The organism is Nereida ignava (assembly GCF_001049735.1).
GTDB classification, from domain to species: domain Bacteria; phylum Pseudomonadota; class Alphaproteobacteria; order Rhodobacterales; family Rhodobacteraceae; genus Nereida; species Nereida ignava.
Genome location: NZ_CVPC01000002.1, coordinates 175,236 through 200,324, shown reverse-complemented (window position 1 = coordinate 200,324; position 25,089 = coordinate 175,236). Strand labels below are relative to the sequence as shown.

20 protein-coding genes and 1 tRNA gene are annotated in these 25,089 nt (G+C 53.6%); 10 read left to right on the top strand and 11 right to left on the bottom strand.

Going from position 1 to position 25,089, the window contains the following annotated elements:
- Nucleotide 1: 1 nt before the first annotated feature.
- Nucleotides 2-883 (bottom strand): YicC/YloC family endoribonuclease, encoded by an 882-nt coding sequence (locus tag NIG5292_RS01180; RefSeq protein ID WP_048597501.1) that lies wholly within the window; start codon nucleotides 881-883, stop codon nucleotides 2-4.
- 195 nt (nucleotides 884-1,078) lie between these two features.
- Here NIG5292_RS01180 and NIG5292_RS15105 point away from each other — a divergent pair, with 195 nt between their 5' ends.
- Together NIG5292_RS15105 and NIG5292_RS15100 are read left to right on the top strand one after the other, a co-directional pair.
- Complete coding sequence (locus tag NIG5292_RS15105) at nucleotides 1,079-1,348, top strand: PAS domain-containing protein (protein WP_053084816.1); 270 nt, start codon at nucleotides 1,079-1,081, stop codon at nucleotides 1,346-1,348.
- 4 nt (nucleotides 1,349-1,352) lie between these two features.
- The gene (locus NIG5292_RS15100) at nucleotides 1,353-1,796 is read left to right on the top strand and encodes a PAS domain-containing protein (protein WP_053084815.1); all 444 of its coding nucleotides are present in this window, start codon (nucleotides 1,353-1,355) and stop codon (nucleotides 1,794-1,796) included.
- A 93-nt stretch (nucleotides 1,797-1,889) separates the two neighbouring features.
- Here NIG5292_RS15100 and NIG5292_RS01170 read toward each other — a convergent pair whose 3' ends face one another.
- Nucleotides 1,890-3,260 (bottom strand): class II 3-deoxy-7-phosphoheptulonate synthase, encoded by a 1,371-nt coding sequence (locus NIG5292_RS01170; RefSeq protein ID WP_048597500.1) that lies wholly within the window; start codon nucleotides 3,258-3,260, stop codon nucleotides 1,890-1,892.
- 160 nt (nucleotides 3,261-3,420) lie between these two features.
- Here NIG5292_RS01170 and NIG5292_RS01165 point away from each other — a divergent pair, with 160 nt between their 5' ends.
- The 6 genes from NIG5292_RS01165 to NIG5292_RS01140 all read left to right on the top strand — a co-directional run bounded on the left by NIG5292_RS01165 (nucleotide 3,421) and on the right by NIG5292_RS01140 (nucleotide 9,641).
- The gene (locus NIG5292_RS01165; protein ID WP_048597499.1) at nucleotides 3,421-4,428 is read left to right on the top strand and encodes a GlxA family transcriptional regulator; all 1,008 of its coding nucleotides are present in this window, start codon (nucleotides 3,421-3,423) and stop codon (nucleotides 4,426-4,428) included.
- Nucleotides 4,429-4,558: 130 nt separating this feature from the next.
- Complete coding sequence (locus NIG5292_RS01160; RefSeq protein WP_048597498.1) at nucleotides 4,559-5,752, top strand: ABC transporter substrate-binding protein; 1,194 nt, start codon at nucleotides 4,559-4,561, stop codon at nucleotides 5,750-5,752.
- A 72-nt stretch (nucleotides 5,753-5,824) separates the two neighbouring features.
- Entirely contained in the window at nucleotides 5,825-6,619 is a 795-nt protein-coding gene (locus tag NIG5292_RS01155; protein ID WP_048597497.1) for an ABC transporter ATP-binding protein, read from the top strand.
- Complete coding sequence (locus NIG5292_RS01150) at nucleotides 6,616-7,329, top strand: ABC transporter ATP-binding protein (protein ID WP_048597496.1); 714 nt, start codon at nucleotides 6,616-6,618, stop codon at nucleotides 7,327-7,329. The genes NIG5292_RS01155 and NIG5292_RS01150 overlap by 4 nt, the downstream gene beginning before the upstream one ends.
- Before the next feature lie 3 nt (nucleotides 7,330-7,332).
- Entirely contained in the window at nucleotides 7,333-8,343 is a 1,011-nt protein-coding gene (locus NIG5292_RS01145; protein WP_048597495.1) for a branched-chain amino acid ABC transporter permease, read from the top strand.
- Nucleotides 8,340-9,641: a branched-chain amino acid ABC transporter permease gene (locus NIG5292_RS01140; RefSeq protein WP_143081953.1), complete on the top strand. Its 1,302-nt coding sequence runs from the start codon at nucleotides 8,340-8,342 to the stop codon at nucleotides 9,639-9,641. Before NIG5292_RS01145 ends, NIG5292_RS01140 begins: the two co-directional genes overlap by 4 nt.
- Before the next feature lie 77 nt (nucleotides 9,642-9,718).
- On the opposite strand, the gene NIG5292_RS01135 is transcribed toward NIG5292_RS01140, so the two are convergent.
- A complete protein-coding gene (locus NIG5292_RS01135; protein WP_048597493.1) occupies nucleotides 9,719-10,372 on the bottom strand; it encodes a DUF3047 domain-containing protein in 654 nt (217 codons plus the stop codon).
- A 134-nt stretch (nucleotides 10,373-10,506) separates the two neighbouring features.
- On the opposite strand from NIG5292_RS01135, the gene NIG5292_RS01130 reads away from it, so the two are divergent.
- On the top strand, nucleotides 10,507-11,127 hold the full coding sequence (locus tag NIG5292_RS01130; RefSeq protein ID WP_048597492.1) for a nucleotidyltransferase family protein: 621 nt from the start codon (nucleotides 10,507-10,509) through the stop codon (nucleotides 11,125-11,127).
- Here NIG5292_RS01130 and NIG5292_RS15245 read toward each other — a convergent pair.
- From NIG5292_RS15245 to NIG5292_RS01115, 3 genes are all read right to left on the bottom strand, one after another.
- Nucleotides 11,110-12,450, bottom strand: coding sequence for a Hint domain-containing protein (locus NIG5292_RS15245; RefSeq protein WP_503121275.1), 1,341 nt, complete (start codon nucleotides 12,448-12,450; stop codon nucleotides 11,110-11,112). The two genes, NIG5292_RS01130 and NIG5292_RS15245, sit on opposite strands and share 18 nt — an antisense overlap.
- A gap of 24 nt (nucleotides 12,451-12,474) precedes the next feature.
- Nucleotides 12,475-14,343 carry a calcium-binding protein gene (locus NIG5292_RS01120; protein ID WP_048597490.1) on the bottom strand — a complete coding sequence of 623 codons (1,869 nt, stop codon included), beginning with the start codon at nucleotides 14,341-14,343 and terminating at the stop codon, nucleotides 12,475-12,477.
- A 638-nt stretch (nucleotides 14,344-14,981) separates the two neighbouring features.
- A tRNA-Leu gene (locus NIG5292_RS01115) sits at nucleotides 14,982-15,067 on the bottom strand.
- Between the two features lie 131 nt (nucleotides 15,068-15,198).
- On the opposite strand from NIG5292_RS01115, the gene typA reads away from it, so the two are divergent.
- Nucleotides 15,199-17,013 carry a translational GTPase TypA gene (typA, locus tag NIG5292_RS01110; RefSeq protein ID WP_048597489.1) on the top strand — a complete coding sequence of 605 codons (1,815 nt, stop codon included), beginning with the start codon at nucleotides 15,199-15,201 and terminating at the stop codon, nucleotides 17,011-17,013.
- A gap of 86 nt (nucleotides 17,014-17,099) precedes the next feature.
- On the opposite strand, the gene NIG5292_RS01105 is transcribed toward typA, so the two are convergent.
- The 5 genes from NIG5292_RS01105 to NIG5292_RS01085 all read right to left on the bottom strand — a co-directional run bounded on the left by NIG5292_RS01105 (nucleotide 17,100) and on the right by NIG5292_RS01085 (nucleotide 25,085).
- Complete coding sequence (locus NIG5292_RS01105) at nucleotides 17,100-17,384, bottom strand: DUF1330 domain-containing protein (protein ID WP_048597488.1); 285 nt, start codon at nucleotides 17,382-17,384, stop codon at nucleotides 17,100-17,102.
- Complete coding sequence (gene alaS / locus NIG5292_RS01100; RefSeq protein ID WP_048597487.1) at nucleotides 17,381-20,032, bottom strand: alanine--tRNA ligase; 2,652 nt, start codon at nucleotides 20,030-20,032, stop codon at nucleotides 17,381-17,383. The genes NIG5292_RS01105 and alaS overlap by 4 nt, the downstream gene beginning before the upstream one ends.
- Nucleotides 20,033-20,210: 178 nt before the next feature.
- Entirely contained in the window at nucleotides 20,211-21,293 is a 1,083-nt protein-coding gene (recA, locus tag NIG5292_RS01095; protein ID WP_048597486.1) for a recombinase RecA, read from the bottom strand.
- 181 nt (nucleotides 21,294-21,474) lie between these two features.
- Nucleotides 21,475-23,796 carry an ATP-binding response regulator gene (locus tag NIG5292_RS01090; protein ID WP_048597485.1) on the bottom strand — a complete coding sequence of 774 codons (2,322 nt, stop codon included), beginning with the start codon at nucleotides 23,794-23,796 and terminating at the stop codon, nucleotides 21,475-21,477.
- A 152-nt stretch (nucleotides 23,797-23,948) separates the two neighbouring features.
- The gene (locus NIG5292_RS01085; RefSeq protein ID WP_048597484.1) at nucleotides 23,949-25,085 is read right to left on the bottom strand and encodes an RsmB/NOP family class I SAM-dependent RNA methyltransferase; all 1,137 of its coding nucleotides are present in this window, start codon (nucleotides 25,083-25,085) and stop codon (nucleotides 23,949-23,951) included.
- Nucleotides 25,086-25,089 lie beyond the last annotated feature (4 nt).

The following is a 25,089-nucleotide window of genomic DNA, read 5'->3' as shown; positions in this document are numbered from 1 at the left end:
CTTACTCCACGTTTTGGATTTGTTCACGCATTTGGTCGATCACGGCCTTAAGGGCAAGTCCGATTGTCGTCAGTTCCGTGTGGTTCGCCTTGGCGCACAGAGTGTTCGCTTCGCGGTTGAATTCTTGGCTAAGAAAATCAAGTTTACGGCCCTTGGCGCCTGTTTGGGCCAATAATTCCCGCCCCGCAGCGATATGCGCGCGCAACCTATCCAGCTCTTCAGCCACATCAGCCTTCACTGCCAAAAGCGCAATTTCCTGTGCCACACGCCCCGCGTCGATGTCATCTGAAAGGTTTGCAGAAACCCGTGTCAGACTTTCAGCAAAGCGCGCCTTCATGTCGTCTGCACGTGTTTCGATGATGTTTGCGGCCTGATACGTGAGCACTTCAATCTGGTTTAACTGGTCTGTCAGGATGCCGTGCAAAGCCGCGCCTTCATCGCTTCGCATCTGGTTAAAGCTGTGCAACAGCGTTGGTAAATCGCCCAAAATTGCCGCTGATAAGGGCGCCGTATCAGTACTGGCTGCCTCTGTGTCCACAACCCCGCGGTAGGCTAAAATCTCGACGGTGCTTGGCGGCGTTGTGTCTAGACCGTGATCCGCAGCCGCTTGCGCAATCTGTTTGAGCGCGCTCAAGACATCATGAAGCCGTGCCTCATCTACCGTGAACCCTGCGCCATTATCTTGCCGCGTTACTTTGCAATTCAGCGTGATGTTGCCACGCTCGGCAGCACCTTGTGCGGCTTTACGCGCAGCGACCTCAAGACCCTCAATCCATTCGGGGACGCGGATGCGCAGATCAAGACCACGGCCGTTTACGGCACGTATTTCCCACGTCCAACTATAGCCGTCTAATTGCCCTGAACATGTGGCAAAGCCAGTCATTGAAAGTGTCATTTTGGCCTCGCGTCAGTGGATCCTTAGCCCCATTTGTGACGCCCTGCTGAAAGCAAGGCAAGGCCTGATACGTGCCCCGCGCCAGATGCGTTAACCACTCGTTTACATTTTGCACCGCGACACGCTAATTTACGGTATAGTGAGGATTAGTCGACTTGCAGATTTTACACGGATCCTTGAGCCATGACCTCTAAACCCAATGCGCCACGTCTTGCGCCCCCTACCAATGTTGTCTCGATCTTTGATCATCGTGCAGAGCTTCGGTTCCCAGCGATTGCGCAGACAGAGGCCTATTGGGAAGCGCTTCGCGGTACACGCTTGATGCCAGATCGGGCGGATGTGAACCCGCGCGGCATAGAGAATCTGTTGGAATACGCATTTATTGGTGAACGTATCGCCCCGGGCCTTGTACGTTTACGGCTTGCGGGCATGCACATGTCTGATCTGATCTGATCTGATGGGTATGGAAGTGCGCGGCATGCCATTGTCGAGCTTTATTGTTCCGCACGAGCGTCAACAGATGGCCGAGGCCATTGACCAAATGTTCGACAGCCCTGCTTGTGTCACCCTTACGCTGCGCGCTGAAACAGGTGTTGGGCGTGACAGTTTGGACGCGAAGATCATTCTGTTGCCGCTCAAATCAGACTTCGGTGACGTAAGCCGCGTTTTGGGTGCCTTTGTCACCAACGGCAAAATTGGACGCGCACCGCGCCGGTTCAACATTCTTGAGACAGATGTCCGGCCGCTGCTGAAAGACCCGACGGGTAGTACAGCTGACGCAATTCTAAGCAGTAGACCAGCGCCGCAACCAACAGAAGATACCCCTGTAATTAGCGCGGATGAATTTCAGTCTAAGTCCAGTAAAAAGCCAAATTTACAAGTACTTACATTTGACAGATAATCCTTTTTCTTAGGATTAAGAATTTGTTTAGACATACAAAAAGCCCCGAGCGCTAACTTGGGGCTTAGTTTGTTTTATTATGATTACTTTAGATCAGCTCGCTGCGGCCTGTTGGGTCGCATTACGCAGGGCCGATAGCTCTTCGGATACCAAAAACGCCAGCTCAAGAGACTGCGACGCGTTCAAACGTGGATCGCACGCTGTGTGGTAGCGATCAGACAAGTTCTCATCGGTTACCGCACGGACACCGCCTGTACATTCGGTCACATCTTGCCCAGTCATCTCAAAATGCACACCACCGGGGATTGTGTTTTCAGCACGGTGGATTGCAAAGAATTCCTGAACCTCACGCAGAACGCTTTCAAACGGACGGGTCTTGTACCCTGACGCCGCTTTGATCGTGTTACCGTGCATCGCGTCACAAGACCAAAGCACGTTCGCACCCTCTTCTTTGACCGCTTGAATGAGGCGCGGCAGGTGATCGCCCACGCTGCCCGCACCGAACCGCGCGATAAGGGTCAAGCGTCCCTCTTCGTTTGTCGGGTTCAGTTTTGACATCAGAACTTTGAGGTCTTCGGCTGTTGTCGTTGGTCCGCACTTCAAACCAATCGGGTTTTGCACACCGCGGCAGAATTCAACATGGGCACCATCTGGCTGGCGTGTCCGATCACCGATCCAGATCATGTGACCAGAGCCAGCAACAGGCAGACCTGTTGTGCTGTCTTCACGGCACATGGCTTCTTCATATTCCAACAGCAACGCTTCGTGTGACGTGTAGAAATCAACGGATTGCAACGTATGCGCCGTCTCTTGGGTCACACCAGCAGCTTTCATAAAGTCGAGCGTGTCTGAAATACGGTCTGCGACCTCACGGTATTTTTGCGCCTCGCCACTGCCCGTAAAACCCAGTGTCCAAGCATGGACCTGATGAACGTCAGCATAGCCACCGGTTGAGAAAGCGCGCACCAAGTTCAAAGATGCCGCCGCTTGGGTGTAAGCCTGCAGCATGCGCTTTGGATCGGGGATGCGTGCCTCTGGCGTGAAGTCGAACCCGTTGATGATATCACCACGGTAGCTCGGCAATTCCTGATCGCCCTTTGTCTCGGTCGGTGCGGAGCGTGGTTTGGCAAACTGGCCTGCCATCCGGCCAACTTTGACCACGGGGACTTTGGCGCCATAGGTCAAGACCATCGCCATTTGCAGCATGACTTTGAATGTGTCGCGAATGGTGTCTGCAGAAAATTCAGAGAAGCTTTCGGCGCAATCGCCGCCTTGTAACAAGAACGCCTCACCGCGCGATGCGGCGGCAAGCTCGGCCTTCAAACGGCGCGCTTCGCCTGCAAAAACCAGCGGTGGATATCGGCGCAACTGTTCCTCGACGCCGGCCAATGCCGCAGCATCGGTGTAGTCTGGCATTTGTACGCGCGGTTTTGCGCGCCATGCATCTTTGGTCCAGTTGGTCATTGGGTATCCTCGTCACGACGTTAGCGTTAGCACAAAAGCTGATACCCCGACTTTTGCACAGTTCCAATGGGCTTTGTCACCCGAGGCGCGTTTTTCCTTGAATAAGATGCAGTTTGGTGCTGTTGCTATTTGACGTTGCGTTTTCGGGAGAGGCAAGAACATGGCGGAGAAACATCAGATCATCGAGGTGAAAACGGACGGCAAACCTAAACGGATTGTGTTTGTCCTACTCGAGAACTTTACGCTGTTGTGCTTTTCTGCGGCAGTGGAATCGCTGCGTCTTGCAAACATGATGGCGAGCAAGCCGCTCTATGAATGGCGTCTTGTTGGCGAGATGGGCGCGAATGATGATAGTGTCGTCACATGCTCTGCAGGCATTCCGTTTCAGCTTCAGGGCGGCCTTGATGAGTTGAGCCGCGATGACATTGTGATGATTTGCGGCGGCCTTGAGGTACAGCAAGTTACCACCACCAAACTGATGAACTGGATGCGCCGCGAAAGCCGCCGTGGGGTGCAAATGGGTGGCCTGTGCACAGCTGCTTTTACAATGGCGAAAGCGGGTTTGCTTGACGGACGCCGCGCGACGATCCACTGGGAAAACCAAGACAGCTTTGCCGAGGAATTCGAGGATGTGGAACTGACGAAGTCCGTCTTTGTGATGGACGGCAACCGCTTCACCACTGCCGGAGGCACCGCATCGATTGACCTGATGCTCAAGATTATTGCCGCAGAACACGGGCAAGATTTAGCTAACTCTGTCGCGGATCAGCTAATTTATTCCTCTATTCGCACGGACCAGGACAGCCAGCGTTTGTCTATCCCCACGCGCATTGGCGTGCGGCACCCGAAATTGAGCCTGGTTATTCAGATGATGGAAGCCAACATCGAAGAACCGATCAGCCCCGGTGTACTTGCAAAAGACGTGGGCATGTCGACCCGACAGCTTGAGCGGCTTTTCCGTAGATATCTGTCGCGCAGCCCTAAGCGCTATTACATGGAACTGCGTTTGCAAAAGGCGCGGAACTTGCTGATCCAGACGGATATGAGTGTCATTAACGTAGCACTTGCGTGTGGTTTTGCCTCGCCATCGCATTTTTCCAAATGCTACCGGTCCCACTATGACACCACACCCTACCGCGAACGGGGTGCGCACGCAGGCCGAGGCTAAGGATCAGGCTAATTTTATTGCGCATTTCATCTCATTAATCGGCTGTTTACGTTAGGAAACTGCTTCCCTATTTGCGAATCTATGCGTAATGTCGTGAACGGACATTTTAGATCCGACATGGGAGATTGTTATGAAAAAATTGTTGATGGCGACAGCACTTACAGCTGTTACGGCAACAACTGCCTTTGCAGGCGGCCACGGTAAAGAAGTTAAACTCGGAATCATTTTGGGCTTCACTGGCCCGCTTGAATCTCTGGCACAGCAAATGGCTGGCGGCGCAGAAGCAGCGATTGAAGAAGTAACTGCTTCAGGCATGCTGTTGGACGCGGCAAAAGTAACTGGCGTACGCGCAGACAGCACATGTATTGATGCAGCTGCGGCAACGGCTGCTGCCGAGCGTCTGGTCACATCCGACAAAGTCGACGGCATCATGGGCGCTGACTGTTCAGGCGTCACCGGCGCGATCCTGTCAAACGTTGCTCTGGCAAACGGCACTGTCATGATCTCGCCATCCGCGACATCACCTGGCCTTTCCACAGCAGAAGACAACGGTCTGTTCTTCCGCACAGCACCATCTGACGCGCGCCAAGGCGTTGTAATGACAGATGTTCTGCTCGAAGAAGGCATCAACGAAGTTGCGTTGACCTACACAAACAACGATTACGGCAAAGGCCTTGCTGATGCGTTCCAAACTGCGTTTGAAGCAGCTGGCGGCACAGTAACAATTTCTGCAGCACACGAAGACGGCAAAGCAGACTACTCTGCTGAAGTTGGCGCGTTGGCATCCGCTGGTGGTGACCGTTTGGTTGTCGCTGGTTACGTTGACCAAGGTGGTTCGGGCATCGTTCGTGCGGCTCTCGATAGCGGCGCATTCGACACATTCCACTTCCCTGACGGTATGATTTCTGACGCGCTTGTTGAGAACTTCGGCTCAGAGATTGACGGCTCAACAGGTCAAAACCCGGGCACAGACAGCCCAGGTGCGATGAAATACGCAGAGCTGATCGGCGACAAGTTCAACCCAACATCACCTTTCTCTGCAGAAAGCTATGACGCGGCAGCACTTATCATGCTGGCGATGCAAGCAGCAGACAGCAAAGATCCGTCTGACTACAAAGACCACGTGATGGACGTTGCAAACGCACCGGGCATCGAAATCTTCCCCGGTGAGTTGGGCAAAGCGCTCGAACTGATCAAAGCCGGCGAAGAGATCGACTACGTTGGTGCGTCTGCAGTTGAGCTGATCGGACCCGGCGAAAGCGCTGGTAACTACCGTCAGATCACATTCGAAGGTGGCGAGCTGAAAGTGGTCAAGTACCGCTAAGCCGACCTATCACAAAACTAAAGAACAGCCCGATCTTGTGTCGGGCTGTTTTGTTAAGGGGAACTCAAGATCATGATCAAAGTGGACAATCTGTCCAAGCACTTTGGCGGCTTTCGGGCAGTCGATGGCGCTAGCCTCGAGATCCAGAGCGGGTCAATAACGGGCCTTATCGGACCTAATGGTGCAGGAAAAACAACTCTTTTCAATGTGATAGCGGGTGTTCTTAAACCGTCTGGCGGCCGTGTGACAATGGACGGCGAAGACATTACGGGACTTGAACCGCACCAGCTGTTTCACAAGGGCTTGCTGCGTACCTTCCAGATTGCCCATGAGTTTTCATCTATGTCGTGCCGCGAGAACCTGATGATGGTCCCGGGCGCGCAAGCCGGTGAAACCCTTTGGAACACGTGGTTTGGCCGTAAGCGGATCGCTGATCAGGAACGTGCGTTGCGTGCCAAAGCCGACGAAGTTTTGGAATTCCTGACCGTTGAGCACCTTGCAGATCACAAAGCGGGACAGATTTCTGGTGGTCAGAAAAAGCTGTTGGAACTGGGGCGCACCATGATGGTTGACGCCAAGATTGTGTTTCTTGATGAAGTTGGCGCCGGTGTGAACCGCACCCTTCTCAACACGATCGGGGACGCGATTATCCGGCTCAACAAAGAGCGTGGCTATACATTCGTCGTGATTGAACATGACATGGATTTCATCGGCCGGCTTTGCGACCCAGTGATCTGTATGGCAGAAGGCAAAGTCCTTGCCGAAGGCACCCTGCCCGAGATTAAAGCCAACGAGCAGGTCATCGAAGCCTATTTAGGCACTGGCCTGAAAAACAAAGACAAAGCACAGGCCGAGGTGACGACATGAGCGAGCCATTCTTGATCGGGCGCGACATGACCGGCGGCTACGGCAAAGGCCCCGACATTTTGCACAATTGCACCATTGGCGTCGATAAAGGCGAGATTGCCGTCATCGTTGGACCTAACGGGGCCGGTAAATCAACCGCAATGAAGGCCGTTTTCGGCATGCTGGATGTGCGCCAAGGCGGCGTGTTTCTGAACGGGAAAGACATCACGAAACTCAGCCCTCAGGCGCGTGTGCGCGAAGGCATGGGCTTCGTGCCGCAGACCTCAAACATCTTTACGTCCATGACTGTCGAAGAAAACCTTGAGATGGGCGCGTTTATCCGCACGGATGACATCAAAGACACGATGGAACAGGTCTATACGTTGTTCCCGATTTTGCGTGACAAGCGCAATCAAGCAGCAGGTGAGCTGTCAGGCGGGCAACGTCAGCAAGTGGCCGTGGGCCGCGCGCTCATGACAAAACCAACGGTCTTGATGCTGGATGAGCCTACTGCTGGCGTAAGCCCAATCGTGATGGACGAGCTTTTTGACCGCATTATCGAAGTGGCACGCACAGGCATTTCCATCTTGATGGTGGAACAAAACGCCCGCCAAGCGCTTGAAATTGCAGACAAAGGCTATGTGCTGGTCCAAGGCGCAAATGCGTTTACAGGCACCGGCAAAGACCTTCTTGCGGACCCTGAAGTTCGTAAATCATTCTTGGGAGGCTGAACGATGGACTATCTTAACGCTATCGTCGCACTAACAAATTTCGTGCTTATTCCCGCAACCGCATACGGCGCGCAGCTGGCCCTTGGTGCATTGGGCGTTACGCTGATTTACGGCATTTTGCGATTTTCAAACTTCGCACACGGCGACACAATGGCTTTCGGCACTATGGCCACAATCGGCGCAACGGTTGTACTGCAAAGTTGGGGCGTCAGCTTTGGACCGCTTCCCACAGCCCTTCTTGCGCTTCCCTTTGGGATCGCCGCAACGATCGGGCTGGTTCTGCTTACGGATGCGGGCGTTTACCGCTTTTATCGCACCCAAAAAGCCGCACCTGTGATTTTCGTCATCGTTTCAATGGGTGTTATGTTCATCATGAACGGTCTGGTTCGCATTCTGATCGGCCCCGATGATCGCCGCTTTGCCGATGGTGAGCGGTTCATCATTTCTGCGCGAGAATTCAAGGAAATGACCGGCTTGCGCGAAGGACTCGCACTCAAAACCACCCAAGGCATCACAATCGTTGTTGCTGTGCTGGTTGTTGCGATGCTCTTTTATTTCTTGAACCGCACACGAACCGGTAAATCCATGCGCGCCTACTCTGATAACGAGGACCTAGCGCTGTTGTCCGGCATCAATCCCGAGCGTGTGGTTATGGTCACGTGGATGATCGTGGCAACGCTGGCGACAATTGCGGGTGTGCTTTACGGATTGGATAAGTCATTTAAACCGTTCACATATTTCCAACTTCTTCTGCCAATTTTTGCCAGCGCAGTTGTAGGTGGTTTGGGCAATCCGCTTGGCGCGATCTTCGGGGGCTTTCTGATCGCCTACTCCGAAGTTCTCATCACATATGCGTGGAAAAAAGTGCTTGTCTACACCCTACCCGACGCGCTTGAGCCGACCGGTCTCGTACAGCTTTTGTCCACCGATTACAAATTCGCCGTCAGCTTTGCATTGCTTGTCATTGTCTTGCTCTTCAAGCCGACGGGTCTGTTTAAAGGGAAGTCAGTCTGATGGTTTCTGTCAAAAACACCGCCCTCTTTGCCGCCGTCTTTGGCCTGATCTTGCTGACAGGATTTACCTCTGGTTGGAACTCGGCGCTGTTGATCCTGAACATGGGGTTGATCTCGGCCATTATGGCGATCGGCGTTAACCTTCAGTGGGGTTTTGCAGGCTTGTTCAACATCGGCGTCATGGGCTTCTTGGCGCTTGGCGGCCTTGCTGCTGTGCTTGTCTCGGAACCCGTTACACCGGGTGCATGGTCCGCTGGTGGGTTCCAAGTCATCGCAGCCCTTTTGATGGGGTTTGCCACAATCGCCCTTACAATTTTTGTGCGTGGCAAAACAACAGGGCGCGTGCGCACCATTGTCACGCCGCTTCTTCTTATTGTCGGGTTCTTCATCTACCGCGCCATTTTTGATCCCGCTGTGGCACGTATCGAAGCAATCGATCCTGCGGTTTCAGGCAACATTGGTGGGCTTAATCTGCCCATTCTGTTCGCGTGGCCTGTTGGCGGTGTGTTTGCTGCCGCAGCTGCTTGGGTGATCGGCAAAACGGCTCTTGGCCTGCGCAGTGACTATTTGGCCATTGCGACCCTTGGTATTTCCGAAATTGTCATCGCGGTGATGAAAAACGAAGACTGGCTTGCCCGTGGGGTTAAAAACGTCATCGGTATTGAGCGCCCTGTACCGTCAGAAATCGAGTTGCAGGAAAGTGCGCAGTTCGTAGAGCGCGCAGCCTCGCTCAACATTGATCCGGTCACGGCCTCGACACTTTATGTCAAACTCAGCTATTCGGTGTTGTTTGTCATTGTCCTATTGCTGATTTTCCTTGCCGCAGAGCTGGCGCTGAAATCCCCATGGGGCCGCATGATGCGCGCTATCCGTGACAATGAAACCGCTGCCCGCGCGATGGGCAAAGATGTCACGGCGCGGCACCTGCAAATCTTTGTTCTGGGATCGGCTATTTGCGGCGTTGCGGGGGCAATGATGGTCACACTTGACGGTCAACTTACCCCAAGCAGTTATCAGCCGCTTCGTTTCACATTCCTCATCTGGGTGATGGTGATCGTTGGGGGCTCGGGCAATAACTACGGCTCCGTGTTGGGTGGCTTTCTGATCTGGTTCCTGTGGGTTCAGGTAGAACCATACGGTGCGGCCCTTATGGGCTTTATCACAGACCCGATGCCTGACGCGTGGTGGATCAAAGAACGCCTTCTGGCCAGTGTTGCACATATGCGTTTGCTGACGATGGGATTGATCTTGCTGCTGGTTTTGCGGTTCTTCCCCCGTGGGTTGATCCCAGAGAAGTAAATGGAACATATTTCATCAAAGAATTAACAAGGGGCGGTCGATTGGACCGCCCCTTTTCATTTGCTTAGAAAGTTAACTCAGTCGATCTGAAAATTGCTGATCTGCGCACGAATAACGCTATCGGTGTCATCGCTATCGCTAGAGACGGCAATCCCTAAAAGTTTGCCCGATGTCCCGCCGAAAGCTTTACGAAAATCATTCGATAAATTAACGCTTTCAGAATGTGTTCCCGTACCAGCCGGCCGCAACGCAACCGTCACCCCTTGGCCCGGCTGGTAAGGTGATTGCAACAAAGCGCCGCGGCTATGATTACCACCCCATGCATATTGGATCACGCGCAGGTCATCATTTCCCAACAGCGATCTGATGCCAGCGCCAGCCAACTTTTCGGCCTGATCATCGGGGGCAAACAGAAAATAGATCGAGATGTTGCGATCATCACCGCCTTTCACGCTCAGATCTGTTGCAGGAACAGATTGGCTCACGGACCAGTTCCATGAGGCGCGCTCGGCCTCCCAAAAACTGCGCGGCAGTTTGCGCCACGCAATGGACACAGCCCCATCTGATGCAATGCCCAGGCTCTGACCGAAGTCGTAATCGTTCTTTGAAAACAGTGACAGCCGTTGGTTTTTCCATCCTTCAGCCAAACTGACAGAGGCCGCCAGTGCAGATGAGCCGAAGGAGATGAGGGCTGTCGCGCTTACCGCCGCAAACAGAGCTTTTTTCAACATGATAAGTCCTATACCGTTACTTAATAAACCATAAACAGAAGCTGTGGCAGAGGGGCAGTACAAAGCCCGCGCCTCATCAAAACGTGAACCACCCGTGAACGGGTAAGGCGCACACCAGAAAGCAGAAATACCTGATGCACCTCGCCATTCTTATTCCCGCCGCAGGTGCCTCAACGCGGATGCGCGGCGCTGACAAGTGTTTTGAAGATGTCAGCGGCACACCTTGTCTAACGGCAATGGTTCAGCGCGCCCTAAAGGTGACTGATGATGTTATCGTGACGGTTCCAGCTGCAGATCATCCGCGCATGAGTTTAACAGACGGCGCGACCGCTGTTATATGTAAAAACGCCCATGAGGGCATGTCTGCTTCGCTCAAAGCTGGGGTCGCTTCCCTGCCGTCACACGTGACCGCCGTGATGATCTTACCCGCGGACATGCCAGCAATTACCGCCAGTGATCTGTCGATGATATGGGCCGTGTTTCAGGCCTCGCGCCTCAAAATCCTTCAGGCCGCCACTGCCGATGGAAAAGCGGGTCATCCGGTGATCTTTGATCGCTCGCTCTTTGTACAATTTGACGGGCTTTCGGGAGATCGGGGCGCTGCATCTATCGTGAGCGACAACGCCAAACATCATGGTTCGATCCCACTTGAAGGCGACCGCGCCACCCTTGATCTTGATACGCCAGAAGCTTGGCAGACTTGGCGCACCAGCCATGGGCTGAGCGGTTTGGCTGCCTTACTTGGGAACCAATAGCCGCGCCTCATAGGCTTTCAGCGATTTACGTGCACTGGTGTAATCTTGCATGCCAGCATCGCTATTCAGTTCCGGAAACAGCGAGAAAATCTCATCGCGCTGAGCACGATCAATACCCCGCATGGTGTAGTCACCGGGCTGAAAACTCTCGGACCATGTACCGTCAGACAACACAACCTCATGCTGGTCGAACATGAAGTGGATATAGCTGGCACTTTTCGTGTCCAGCCGCTCAATTCCATCGCTACCTACTAAATGTTTAGCACTGACAAGCACCTCACGCTCTTCGAAGTACAGCTCTGCGCGGTCGTTGGCTATTAGCATCCTATGGTTCGGACTGACGATCATGTCGCGTTCTGGTAGGTCATTCCCCAACGCGCCTGCCCTAATGATCACAGGCTTGAGCTCCGGCGCGCCGGCCAGCCCTTTGTGGTTCACGTCTTTGCGGCCAACCCATCTGATTTCTTGGATACCGTTGTCCCGTGTAATCACGCGGTCCCCATCGCGCAGGTCTTGGACCAAGCGCTCACCCTTATCTGTCGCGATGCGCGTGCCAGGCGTGAAACAGGGGATAACATTCTCAATTTCGAAAAACCTAAGCGATCCCGTGACTGCACCACCCGCGCCATCAAGAAACCGCACGGTGCCCGCTTCTTCGTCATCGGGGTCCATTTGAACACGCAAATGCCCGCTGCCGCGCAAATCCAGCGTATCTGTGTCCTGCCCATCGGGGTCTTCACCGCCAATGATTTCATCACCCGCACCATCCGCGGCCGAGGTAACCCGGAACGTATCATCACCGCCTCCACCAGACAGGTGATCCGCCCCCGCTTCACCGTGCAAAACATCATTCCCAAGGCCACCGCTGACATCATCATCGCCAAGGCCCGCAAACACCGTATCGTTGCCATCGCCCGCAAGAATAATATCGTCATTGGGTCCTTCGCCTGTGACCACTTCATCAAGGGCATCAACACGGTCATCGTCAGGATCACCTCGGTAGGCCAGATCGATCAGATCATCACCCGAGGTCCCCATAATGGTCCCGTCCCGAGGTGCCTCTTTGACAGTAACAACAGCAATTGCGTCCGCCGCGTTCCCTTCAAGGTCTTCTGCGGTGTAGTTTATCGCGGCTTCGCCTGTGAAATCGGCAACCGGTGTGAACACGATCTTGTTGGAGATGATCTCAACGGTGCCTTGGGTCGCTGAAACAAATGCTGAGGTGATCTTTAGTGCACCGCCTTCGGGGTCCTCGTCATTTGCAATCACATCGACGGTGATCGGAATGCTTTCCACTGTGGCCGCCGTATCATCGCGCGCAATCGGTGCGCTGCTAACGCGATCTCCTTAAATTTGCTCGATCTCAGCATAAGCAAGGGAATGCGTGACCGTGCCGTCGGTATCCAAAAACTCAACCCGCCCCGAAGTTGAGTTTTCATCCGCATCGAGGCTGTGTTGAACAACCCGAAAAGGGCCAAGCCCCCGAAGATCAAGAATGTCGATGTCATCCGCATCGTTGGCCGTACTTGACCCCGTACCGCCAGTTACAACGTCACCTGCCGTTCCTCCCACGATGACATCACGGTCATCGCCCCCGTCAATCGTATCGGCGCCGGCACCGCCTGTAAGAACATCATCCCCAGCCCCGCCCATCAGCTTATCGCCAAGATCACCTTCTGCGTTATCGACAGTAAGGGACAGATTATCAATTGCACCAGATCCATGAAGGGTCACAACCATTTGCGCCGCACCGGATTGATCAATGTCGAGGGTAATCGCCTCTCCATCGTCGGTTGATATTGTCTGGACGCTGAGTAACACGCCTTGATCGTCAAAAAGCGAAACAGTCGCGCCGCTTTCCACATCAAAAAGTGTCAAGGAATGTACCGTGCTGGGGCCATCAAAATCAAAAATGAAACTGCCGCCGGCCGCGTTATCGTCAGGATCGTTCTTGTCGCGGTCCTCAGATAGGATCAGAACTTTGCCTAATGTATCACTGGCAAGGTCCGTGTCACCGCCCGTTGGCTGCGCACTATCAAACACCATTACGGGTGTTTTGGGGTTGCCGCTGCTAACCGTAAACCCTTGATGCGCAAGTTGGGTCGTTAGTATCTCGCCTATTTCAAGCCCATTGAAATCAATTACTTGGCTGATGTCCGTTCTGCCACCAACGAGTGTATCATTGCCGTCACCGCCGCGAAGCGTATCCCCACCTGCGCCACCAATAAGTGTGTCATCGCCATCGTTGCCCTGCAGGTCATCGGCGCCAAAGCCACCTGTAAGGATATCAAAACCGCCACCGCCGATCAGACTGTCGTTACCAAGGCCGCCAGAAAGAACATCGCGGCCAAGCCCGCCGTCCAGCGTATCGTCCCCCACGCCACCAACCAAACTGTCTGCGCCGTCATCGCCGTAAAGGGCATCGTCACCTGCACCGCCAGAGACGTAATCCTTACCAGCACCGCCCCTTAGAAGGTCGTTACCCTCACCGCCAAACACATCATCAGAGCCGTCAGCTGCATAAACCGTGTCATTACCCGCCCCCGCCAAGACGACATCATCGTTGGGCTGCGCACGGGGCAGCAAGGCGTCAGCGTCATCAATCTCATCGCCATCGATATCTTCAAACCTATGATCAATCAGATCATCATCATTAGTTCCATCCACATAGCCATCGGGATCTTCGTTAACCACCAAGTTGAACCCAATTTCAGAGATCCCAATAATACCGCTTGCTGGTAGATTTGTTTCCGACTTTACGTGGATGATCTGCAGCGTTTTCACCGCACCAGATATGGTCACGCCAACCGGTGGCGCTTCAAACAGTTCGGCCACCCCAGTGATCGAATTGCCGTCAACGGATTGCGCGTCAGTGACATTGCTGAACGTTACCGGAAGCTCGTTTCCATCTGCATCGCGCGCGATAATTGTGACGGTGTCGCCCCACCCGTCCGCATTGCTGCGGTCGATGTCGAGCAAGTTGAACGTCACATCCGTGATAGGCGCTGAAAAACTTAACGATGCAACATTCGGCTGATCCGCATGCTCTGACGTAAGCGCCTGAACACCGTTGAACTCGGTCACTTCGGTTACGGCGCCAGTCCCGTTTGAGGGCGTGTCAATAACAACGGCCACATCTGAACTGCCATTGCTCAGCGTAGTTGTTTCGCCATCAATGCCCGCAACAGAGGCCCAATCAAGAGTGTAGTCGCTCATTAGTCTACTCCAATATTGACACCACGTTGATAAATTTCAGGGGCATCAATTGCGGGCCGCCGCCCATTGAATACGAAGTCCGCATTGGCAGAGACGCCGAATATAAACGCGCGCGCACATTTGCGCCGTAGCGATACAGGTCTTGCAATGTCGGGAAGGTGCTCTGCACCGGATCATTCACTTACTAACGAATGGGGCCACTAGGATCGGCCCACGGTCTGCATAAGGTAAGAGCATACAGTCACCAAAGACAAAAATAACGCTAGATGAACAAACCAAGCGAGCCAGATGCCATCAGTAGCCGCGTTGGACACAAATCTGACGGGGCCTATTGATAGATTGTTTCAACACGCGAACCTAATCGCAACTCATCGTTAATCATAAAAAACTTTGAAATACGGTGCGTTACAAGCAGCAGCTGCCATAAAAAACGTCTACGGGTTAACCATAACTCAGAAACAATCATGTGGGCTTCAAACACGGCGATTATCACTAACCTAGTTTGAATATTTCTTCGAAATTGCACCACGGAAAGCAAAGATCACACCGCTCTTAAGCGCCACGACTAAGAATCATATTTTCTAGAAGACCTCTGAACGCCCGCCTAAACCGTGCGGCGCAGGCATTCCATTTTACTGTGGTACCGGTGGTCGGACTCGAACCGACACGATGTCACCATCGGGGGATTTTGAATCCCCTGCGTCTACCATTCCGCCACACCGGCGTAACACAGTAGGCGCGGTTTAGCGCCGGTCTTCGGCGGCGTCAACGGCTTCTCGCACCTTGTCTCTGGCCTTTTTGCAAAAGCCACTATAAGGCGCACACAACACGTCCCTCTATATAGGCAAAAACCCAATGGATATGCGCAATATTGCGATCATCGCCCACGTTGACCACGGCAAAACGACCCTTGTTGACGAACTTCTCAAACAGTCCGGTGCTTTCCGCGAAAACCAAGCAGTGGCCGAACGCGCCATGGATAGCAACGATCTGGAGCGTGAGCGCGGCATTACGATTCTCGCCAAAGCGACATCTGTTGAATGGAACGGTTTGCGCATCAACATCGTTGACACCCCCGGTCACGCGGACTTCGGCGCCGAGGTAGAGCGGATCTTGTCGATGGTTGACGGTGTTGTTCTGCTCGTGGACGCCGCAGAGGGTCCGATGCCCCAAACAAAATTTGTAACCTCGAAAGCACTCGCGCTTGGGCTCAAGCCAATCGTGGTTTTGAACAAAGTTGATAAGCCTGATGCGGAACCTGATCGCGCGCTTGACGAAGTCTTTGATCTGTTCGCTTCGCTTGACGCAACTGACGAGCAACTTGATTTCCCATCGCTCTACGCTTCTGGCCGTAACGGTTGGTGTGACGACAGCCTTGAGGGCGACCGTCAGAACCTTGATGCGCTGTTTAAGCTTGTCGTTGATCACGTCCCTGCCCCCAAGCAAATCCAGAAGCGTGAAGAGCCTTTCCGCATGCTGGCGACTACGCTGGGTGCTGATCCGTTCATCGGCCGTATTTTGACTGGCCGCGTTGAGGCAGGCACGTTGCGTACTGGTGAAACAGTAAAAGCGTTGTCTCGCGATGGTACTAAAGTTGAGCAGTTCCGCGTTACTAAAATTCTGGCGTTCCGCGGTCTTGCCCAATCTCCGATTGATGTAGCGGAAGCCGGCGATATCGTAAGCCTTGCGGGTATGACCAAAGCGACCGTGGCCGATACGATCTGTGATCTTTCTGTTGAGGACGCGATCCCTGCACAACCGATTGATCCCCCCACCATCACAGTCACTTTCGGCATCAACGACAGCCCTCTTGCGGGTCGTGACGGCAAAAAAGTACAATCACGTGTTATTCGCGAGCGCCTGATGAAAGAGGCCGAAACCAACGTAGCGATCCGTGTCACGGACACCGCCGGTGGTGACGCCTTTGAAGTTGCGGGCCGCGGTGAATTGCAGATGGGCGTTCTGATTGAGAACATGCGCCGCGAAGGTTTCGAGCTTTCAATCTCGCGCCCACAGGTTCTTTTCCGCGAAGAAGACGGCCAGCGTCTTGAGCCAATCGAAGAAGTCACAATTGACGTGGATGACGAATATTCCGGCGCAGTGATCGAGAAAATCACTGGTGCACGTAAAGGCGAGATGACCGAGATGAAGCAACAAGGCGGCAAGACCCGCATTATTGCGACCATCCCGTCACGTGGCCTGATTGGTTATCACGGTGAATTTCTGACCGATACGCGCGGTACAGGCGTTTTGAACCGCGTTTTCCACGGATGGGCACCGCATAAAGGATCGATCCCTGGCCGTCGCGCTGGCGTTCTGATTTCCATGGAAAATGGTGTGTCTGTTGCTTACGCAATCTTCAACCTTGAAGACCGTGGTCGTTTCTTCATCGGTAGCCAAGAAGACGTATACCAAGGTATGATCATTGGCGAGCATAGCCGTGAAAATGACCTTGAGGTGAACCCCCTTAAAGGCAAAAAACTGACGAACGTCCGCGCGTCCGGCACAGATGAAGCCGTTCGTTTGACCACTCCAATCCGTTTGTCCCTTGAAGAAGCGATTGCCTATATCGACGATGATGAGTTGGTTGAGGTGACACCAAACGTCGTGCGTCTGCGCAAACGCCACCTTGACCCGCATGAGCGTAAACGCGCGTCGCGTTCAGCGTAATCTACCCTTAGAATACTCCAGACATAGAAACGGCGGCCTGATCAAAGGGCCGCCGTTTTACGTTGTTATCTTCACTTTCTAAGCGTTTAGATTTCTTCAACAATCACCAGTTCACGCTCACTCGCCACCCGCGCATGGACCAATGCCTGCTGATAAGTGGCTGAATTATAGCATTTTTCGGCAATCTCGAGGCTATCAAACCGCGCCACTACATTGCGTGGCCGCTCCATGCCTTCTTTTTGAACATACGCGCCGCCGCGCGCTAAAAATACCCCGCCGTGTTCGGCAATCGCTTGGGTCGCAAGCTTGGCATATTTCGCATATTCCACGTCATCGGTGACCGTAACATGACTGATCCAAAGTGCGCTCATCCTTCAAGAACCTTTCGTGCTGCTGTCATCGCGGCATCAGCACCGCTAATGTCTTTTGCTCCGCCCTGCGCCATATCCGGACGGCCACCGCCACCTTTGCCACCCATTTCGGCAACAGCCGCCTTTACCAAGTCAACCGCAGATACAGTGGCCGTTTTATCATCCGTCACACCGGCAGCGACGGCGACTTTTTCGCCCGCATCAGCAATTAGCAACACAGCGCCCGAGCCCATTTGCGACTTCATTTCGTCAATAATGCCAGGCAAGTCTTTACCCGTCACGCCTTGCAAAACTTGCGCCTGAAACGCGGTGCCGTTTACCTCTTCCACTGCTGGTGCTGCTGCACCGCCGCTCATGGCTAGCTCGCGACGCAGTTGTGCCACTTCGTTTTGCAGCGCTTTTCGCTCGTCCATCAGCGATTTTACCCGCTCGGCAACATCCGCAGGCTGCGCCTTCAATGATGTCGCAACTTGCGCCAATCGCTGATCTTGCGCGCTTAGATAATCAAAGGCCGCGGCACCGGTCAGCGCCTCAATACGGCGCACACCTGCACTCGATGCGCTATCACCAAGCGCCACAAACACCCCGATATCACCCGTCTGGCGCACATGCGTGCCACCGCAAAGTTCAAGCGAATACGTCTTACCATCAGCACCTTTGCCAGTATCCGCACGGCCCATTGATACAACGCGCACTTCATCACCGTACTTCTCACCAAAGAGTGCTTGCGCGCCCATGTCACGCGCATCATCAGGCGTCATCACTCGTGTCTCTACGGCTGTATTCTGCCGAATGTAGCTGTTCACTTCCGCTTCAACCCGCTGCAGATCTTCAAGGCTGATCGCTGCGTTATGGCTGAAATCAAAGCGCAATCTGTCTGGTGCGTTCAATGAGCCGCGCTGCGCTACGTGCTCACCCAAAGTGCCGCGCAGAGCTTCGTGCAACAAGTGCGTCGCAGAGTGGTTCGCACGGATCTGCCCGCGCCGCGTTGGGTCAACGGCAAGTTCCACACCGGCACCAACATTTAACTCACCCGATTGAATGCTACAGAAATGAATGAAGACATCCGCTTGCTTTTTGGTGTCAGTCACTGTGGCTAAGTTGCCATCAAAACTGATCTGGCCCATATCGCCAACCTGACCGCCGCTTTCCGCATAAAACGGGGTCTGGTTCAGTACGATCTGAACCTCGTCACCAGCTTTTGCCGTCTGGACCTGAACACCATCTTTGATGATCGCAATGATCTGACCTTCGGCATTTTCGGTGTCATAGCCCAAGAAGTCAGTCGCCCCATGGGCATCCGCGATATCGAACCAAACTTGTGCATCAGCGGCCTCGCCCGTACCAGACCACGCCGCGCGCGCTTTGGCTTTTTGCTCGGCCATAGCCGCATCAAAGCCATCTGTATCTACACCGCGATCTTTTTCGCGAAGCGCGTCTTGGGTCAGATCGAGCGGAAAACCGAATGTGTCGTACAGTTTGAACGCCGTGGCACCAGGCAAATCGGCACCGTCTGGTAGCGAGATCAACTCCTCATCAAGCAGCTTCAACCCGCGATCAAGGGTTTGGCGGAAACGCGTTTCTTCAGCACGCAGAGTTTCCTCAATCAAAGCCTGTGCTTGGCCCAATTCGGGATAGGCCGCTCCCATTTGGCCAACAAGTGCCGGCACCAAACGGTGCATCAGCGGGTCAGCGGCCCCCAGAAGATGGGCGTGGCGCATCGCGCGGCGCATGATCCGGCGCAAAACATACCCACGGCCATCTTTTGACGGCGTCACACCGTCCGCGATCAAAAATGCCGTTGAACGCAGGTGGTCAGCGATCACGCGGTGGTGGGTTTTGCCCGGACCATCAGGGTCCGACGACGTGGCATTTGCGCTGGCCTCAATGAGGTTGCGCATAAGGTCGGTGCCATAGTTATCATTCGTGCCTTGCAACAACGCCGCGACACGTTCGATCCCCATGCCAGTGTCAATTGACTGGTTCGGCAGATCAACGCGGGTGCCGTCTTCGCGCTGCTCATATTGCATGAAAACAAGGTTCCAGATTTCAACGAACCGATCACCGTCTTCCTCAGGCGAGCCGGGAGGTCCACCCCAGATGTGATCGCCGTGATCGTAAAAAATCTCGGAACACGGACCGCAAGGACCAGTCGGGCCCATCATCCAAAAGTTATCATCTGTGGCGATCCGAATGATCCGCTCATCAGACAGACCAGCAACGCGTTTCCAGATAGCTGCGGCCTCATCATCGGTGTGGTAGACAGTGACATAGAGGCGGTTCTTATCAATCCCGAGCTCTTTTGTGATCAACTCCCAAGCAAATTTGATCGCGTCTGCCTTGAAGTAATCGCCAAAACTAAAATTGCCCAGCATCTCAAAAAACGTGTGGTGGCGTGCGGTGTAGCCCACGTTATCAAGGTCGTTATGTTTACCGCCTGCGCGTACACATTTTTGCGCGGTCGTCGCGCGTTGGTAGTCGCGCGTTTCCACACCGGTGAATAAATTTTTGAACTGCACCATCCCAGAGTTGGCGAACAACAAGGTTGGGTCGTTGCGCGGCACAAGGGGGCTGCTGTCCACAACCGCGTGCCCTTGCTTTTCAAAGTAGGTCAAAAAGGTCGAACGAATGTCATTCAGCGTACGCATCAGGAGGCCCTTAGGGTTATCGGTGGCAAGTTAATTCACTCTGATTTATCCCTGCAGGCCCAAGGTGTCCATGGTCATTGCACCTGCGGCGAAACCTCACTTACAAACCAAAAGGGCCAGCACTTACGTACCAGCCCTTTCTAAATTAGCGTTACAACAGACTAACGTGCATCGCCCATTATTCGTCTAGGACATCATCACCGTCATCTTTGACTTGTTCTTCTTTTGGCATCTCGAAATCCAAACCGTGCGCCCCGCGGATTTTATCTTCGATTTCCCACGCAACTTTGGGGTTTTCGCGCAAGAAGTTCTTGGAATTCTCACGGCCCTGCCCCATGCGTTCATCGCCGTAGCTAAACCACGCGCCAGATTTCTCAACGACACCTGCTTTCACACCCAAATCGAGCAGTTCGCCCATTTTGGAAATGCCTTCACCGTACATGATATCAAACTCAACTTGTTTGAACGGTGGTGCGACTTTGTTTTTCACAACTTTCACACGGGTCTGGTTACCAACAATTTCATCGCGGTCCTTGATGGCGCCAATGCGGCGGATATCGAGGCGGACAGAACTGTAGAATTTAAGCGCGTTACCACCAGTAGTTGTCTCAGGGCTACCAAACATCACACCGATCTTCATACGGATCTGGTTAATGAAGATTACCATGCAGTTGCTACGCGCAATCGAACCCGTCAATTTACGCATCGCCTGGGACATCAAGCGGGCGTGCACACCCACGCTGCTGTCACCCATATCACCCTCAAGCTCCGACTTTGGGGTCAGTGCCGCAACAGAGTCGACAACCACAAGGTTAACCGCGCCAGAACGAACAAGCGTATCAGTAATTTCGAGTGCTTGCTCACCCGTGTCGGGTTGAGAAATCAGCAACTCATCAAGGTTAACGCCCAGCTTTTTAGCATATTGCGGGTCAAGCGCGTGTTCCGCGTCAACGAACGCACAAACGCCGCCCTTTTTCTGTTCCTCAGCAACACAGTGAAGCGTCAGCGTGGTCTTACCAGAGCTTTCGGGACCATAAATTTCAACGATACGGCCTTTTGGCAAACCGCCAATGCCCAAGGCGATATCAAGGCCGAGTGAACCAGTTGACGTCGCCTCGATCTGCTGAATGGCGTTCTCACCACCCAATTTCATGATCGAGCCTTTGCCGAATTGGCGTTCAATCTGCGACAGCGCGCTATCGAGCGCTTTTTGTTTATCAGAAGCTTTTTTGTCCATCGTGAGTAGATCTGCCTGTGCCATGAGTTTATTCCCTTATTTCACAGCGCAACACCCTGAGCAATCACTCACATGTTCACGCCCTGTTCTGCTTTTCTCGTTATGAGATCAAAAAGAGAACATTTCAACATAAATCGTAGTTAGCTCATAGCGCGCCTAAGTAAACGCAGCTTGAACACCCATAAAAATATGAAGATCAGCGAATTTATGCCGGCTCGTCGTGTAGTTGCGCTTTGACCGTATTGGTTAATTCAGACAACGAAAACGGCTTAGGCAAGAACACAGCATTGGGAATCGCTTGTTCCCCTTCTTTGAACGCGTCTTCAGCGTAGCCCGACACAAATACAACGCGCGTATCCGGACGGCCCTTAAGCGCTTGGCGGACCCACGTTGGTCCATCAAGACCAGGCATCACAACGTCCGTGAGGAACATATCAATCTTGGTATCCATGGTCTCAAGCTTTTCAAGCGCCATCTCGGCACAGTCCGCCTCAATCACCGTGAAACCTTGCATTTTTAGCGCCCGAGACGCAAAGGCGCGAACGGGCGCTTCGTCCTCTACAAGCATGATCACGCCTGTATCTTGAACGACTTGCTCAACGGGCTTTGCGGCCGGTGGAAGTGGGGGCGCGACTGTTGCGCCATCGAACATCGGAAACAAAAGCTTGAACGACGCACCGCGCCCCACAACGCTTTCTGCAAAAATGAAGCCACCCGTCTGCTTGACGATGCCGTAGGCCGTCGACAGGCCAAGCCCTGTCCCCTCACCGGTTTTCTTGGTCGTGAAGAACGGCTCAAAGATCTTACTTAACTGCTCGGGCGGAATACCGATGCCTTCGTCACAAACAGTGACTTTGGCATAATCACCGATTGGCACGGCAGCACTATCACGTTCCTGCACTTCTGTGACCGTATAAGCCTCTGTATCAATGGTGATTTTACCACCATCGACCATGGCATCCCGCGCGTTGACGACCAAATTCATCAAGACCTGCTCAAGTTGGCGCTTGTCAGCGCGCACAGGCCCAAGCGAGGGATCATGGGTCAGTTCAAGTTGCACTTTTTCGCCCACAAGCCGGTCCAACAGATGGGTCAATTCAGAAAGCGTGGTGCGCAGGTCAACCACTTCCATTTTAAGGTTCTGTTTGCGTGAAAACGCCAGCAATTGACGTACGAGCGAGGCCGCGCGGTTGGCGTTTTGGTGAATTTGAAGGAGGTCGGGATATTCCTCGTCATCTTGATCATGGCGCAGCAACAAAAGATCGCAATGCCCAGAAATGGCGGTGAGCAAGTTGTTGAAATCATGCGCAACGCCGCCTGCGAGTTGGCCAATTGCCTGCATTTTTTGGCTTTGAACAAATTGCGCCTGAAGGGTCTTAAGCTCGGTCGCGTCATTGATCAGCGCTACAACCGAATTGCTGTTCATGCCGTCCAGCTGGCACAGCGTAATTTCAAGGTATCTGTCTTGATCCGTATTCAACACGCGCAATACTTCAGGTTTGCTCAGTTTGTGACCAGCCGCGGCTTGGGCCACCCAATGGCTCACGTCGCGGCCAAGCCCGCCCACAAGGGCTGCGATTGGCTTGCCTACCACCTGATCTTCCTTAAGGGCCAAACAGGCGGCGGCGTTAGCACTTTGCACTATGCCGTCAGACCCAATTGTCACAACTGCCATCGGCAAACTGTTGAGCACCGCAAGGGGTTCGGGGCCGCTGAGTGTCGTTGGCTGGGCCATAGTCACTGGGAAAAAGAAAATCTCGCGACGCCCGTCAGGTCCGGCCACGTCACACACCCGAACGCTCGCGTGCCCCTGTTCTGTAGCGACACGGTGGATGCAGTCAGAGGCAAGCGGCATATCGCGAATAATATCGCCCAGCCGTTTCGGGCGCCCGCCTAGAAATTTGCGGCAGGCGTCATTCATAAATAGAACCGTATCGGTTTTAGACACAGTCATCATGGGAAGTGCGATGCTATCACCCTGCCCGACACCGCCAGTTGGACGCATTTGCTCAAGCCGCCACACAAAACCGCAGCCCTCAAGGTGCTGCACGCTAAGTCGCATTTGCCCCTGTCGGGTAATCAGGTCCTCTTGCCCGGTGCCCTGTTTGGTCGCTTGCGTATGAAGGCGGTTCACCACGCCTGCTGGATTAGCAAACAAAGGACGGATGACCGCAGCCATCGTCAGGTCTTTACCAACCGCATCAGCCGTGGCCGTTGGATCAGTCCGCGCCATTGCGTTGCGAAACAGCACTTCACCTTCTGGATCGACAATAAACGTTCTAACGGGATCAGCCTCACAGACTTCGCGTAGTAACTCTAGGCGCTCAGAATGCGCACCACGCCGCGCCCCAAGGACTGACCACATCAACGCGGCACAGCTTAGCAGAACGCCAACGCCCATAACGGTTTCGTCCAGACGAATATCCGTAAGCGTAGACAGGCCGACAAGCCCAACCCCGAGCACCAAAAGCCCAAGTTGAAGCCCCGCATCACGCAAAAGCCTTTGTGTCGCTGGTGCAAATCGCATCCAAGTGTTCCCCATCTAACCAACGCACATATGCCCGTTACTGGTTAATAAACACTTAATGCGGGTTATCTTTAGGTGGACACAACCTTAAAGTGTATTCATTATAATAAAGTTGATTAACGAAGTGCTAAACACCAGACATGCTAAACACCCTAGGCTTGCTCAAAAATCGCACAAAAGAAGCCATCTCCGTCCTGATCCATCGCAAAGCGTTCTTGGCGGACACATGTCCACTTTGGCAGCGAAGCCTCAACAAACGCTACTTGATCGTCGTTTTCATCACGCAGCAACGAACATGTCATGTAAACAAACCGCCTAAGTGCGTGGCCTTGAGCCTGCCCGATAATATCACGCTGAAGTTCGACCAAATCCGCCAAATCTTGCTCCGTAAAGCGCCATTTCGCATCCGGTGTACGGCGCCACGTCCCGCTGCCTGAACACGGTGCATCAATGACAACAGTATCAAATTGCTGGGTAATTTCGGTAACTTGAGGAATTGTGACGCCTGCCCGCTCTGCACGTGGGCCGATATCTTTCATGCGCTTCGGGTCAGCATCATGGGCGGTCACTGTGTAGCCCATAGCAGCCAGTGCAAGTGATTTGCCGCCACCCCCCGCACAATAGTCCAGCAACGTCTCACCATCCGCCGCACCAAGCATCAGGCATGCCTTTTGGCTGGACGCGTCTTGTAATTCAACTTCACCAGACAAAAACGGCGCGCTTCGGGCGACTTGCCGCGCCCCTGATGTGACGCGCAGCGCTGTAGTGGCTCCGGCAAGATTTGAAGTAGAAATTCCTTCTTTATCAAGCGACTGTTCGGCATTTCTAATGTCAATTTTCTGCGTATTCACACGTAAGAAGACATCTGCCCGCTGCCGAAACTGCTCAGTTAGCTTTTGAAAATCAGGCCCTGCCACGTCGCGCAGCTTTGGCAATAGCCATTCAGGCAGATCCACTGCATCCGCATCAGGGGCAAGACGTGCCAGTTCTGCATCATCAAGGCGTGCAGCGGCATAACCCTGCCCAGAAAAAACTTCGTCTAGATCAGCATTTTGCGCCAACAAACATCCCGCAACGATCGCGCGCCCCGTCTGACCACCGCCTTTAGCCGCAAAAGACGCTTTGGAGCGCAAACAATCGAACACATGGTCGCGAACCGCCGCACGGTCTTTGGAACCTGCGTAACGGTTGCCGCGCGCCCACTTCAAAAGTGCCGCTTCCGCAGGCTGGCCGTCCAAAATTTGGTCTAGTACATCAATTGCGGCGGCATAGCGTGCTGCAGGGGTCATTGGT